The organism is Secundilactobacillus malefermentans DSM 5705 = KCTC 3548, assembly GCF_001436395.1.
In the GTDB taxonomy this organism is placed as follows: Bacteria; Bacillota; Bacilli; order Lactobacillales; family Lactobacillaceae; genus Secundilactobacillus; species Secundilactobacillus malefermentans.
The window spans coordinates 1-1,156 of the sequence record NZ_AZGJ01000121.1 but is presented as its reverse complement, the minus strand read 5'-3'; the positions used below and the strand labels follow the sequence as shown (position 1 = coordinate 1,156).

Below are 1,156 nucleotides of genomic sequence, written 5' to 3'. Positions count from 1 at the left end.
TATGGATGGCAAAAATAAACTTTAATTTGATAGTCTTGTTCTATGGATTGATAATCGGCAAACTCTTTACCATGATCAACAGTTATAGATTTCACTTGGGAACCAAAGGTTCCCATAAACTTTTCAAAGGCGCTATTTAAGGCCTTGGCAGTTCGGTTAGGGGCTTTTATGGCCCATAGAAGTCGCGTCTTACGTTCTACAAAAGTGACCAGGCATGCTCGTGACGCTTTCCGGCCAGAAAGCACTGTATCTACTTCCCAATGACCAAAAGCTAACCGCTGATTAACAATTGTTGGTCGTTGTTCAATCGAAGTCCCACTTGTAAATGTGCCACGGTGTTCATTAACTCGACACTGTCGGATATTTCGATTAGGTAGATCAGCTAATTCGAAAGGTAACCAGCCACGATTAAGCCAATTATAAATTGAAGCGGTACCCAAGTTAAAAGCAGTCGCGACCGCTTCTGGTGACCAGGTTAATCGCAAGTGATTGGTAATTAAAGTCACTAATGATGATGTTAGAATCGAATGGCGACCGCAAGCCCGTCTTTTGCGGTCAGCATCTTGTTGGGCCAATTCAGGGTCATAAGGTTTAACCCGGTTCAATTCATAGTGAATGGTAGATTTGGCAACGCCTAAAGCGTCAGCCATATCTTGGTAAGTATGATGACCTTCACTGACTAGTTGTGCTAGCGCGCCACGTTGAAAACGTGATAAAGTAGAGATACCCAAAGTAATCGCTCCTTATAGTTGGTTGGAATTAGCTACTACCATTGTAAGAGATTGCTTTGGGCTTTTTTTAATTTTTGTTCGGATTAATTATAGAATTTACCATTGAGAAAAATTTGGTACGTAGAGCGTGCTCGATTAGTTACGTATAGCTGCCAGCCTTGTGTATGGTCTATTAAAGAGACCAGGCAATCAAAAACTTTAAGCCGGAACCCTATTTTGAACTAAATGCGGAAATTGTAGCTAATCAGCAAAAATTCGTCGCAAAATTAGACCCCTATCAGCGATTTAAAGATGAAGCAGGGCTAATAACATTCATGCAAGCTAAACATGTTCAGAAAGGATCACAGGCTGGTTTAATCAAGGGCGTTCAAAACCAGGCTAAAAAACGTGCTAGTCCCCAACTGGTCCCCTGTCAATAAAATAAA

At 41.3% G+C, this 1,156-nt stretch carries 1 protein-coding gene and 1 pseudogene; one reads left to right on the top strand and one right to left on the bottom strand.

The genetic code is table 11. The annotated features are described in order from the left end of the window. Positions 1–731: IS30 family transposase (locus FD44_RS10055; protein ID WP_056973937.1), on the bottom strand; the 731-nt coding region annotated here is incomplete at its 3' end. 188 nt (positions 732–919) lie between these two features. Here FD44_RS10055 and FD44_RS10460 point away from each other — a divergent pair. Then, positions 920–1,135 (top strand): annotated as a pseudogene (locus FD44_RS10460) (type IA DNA topoisomerase); the annotation flags it as partial. Between the last annotated feature and the right edge of the window lie 21 nt (positions 1,136–1,156).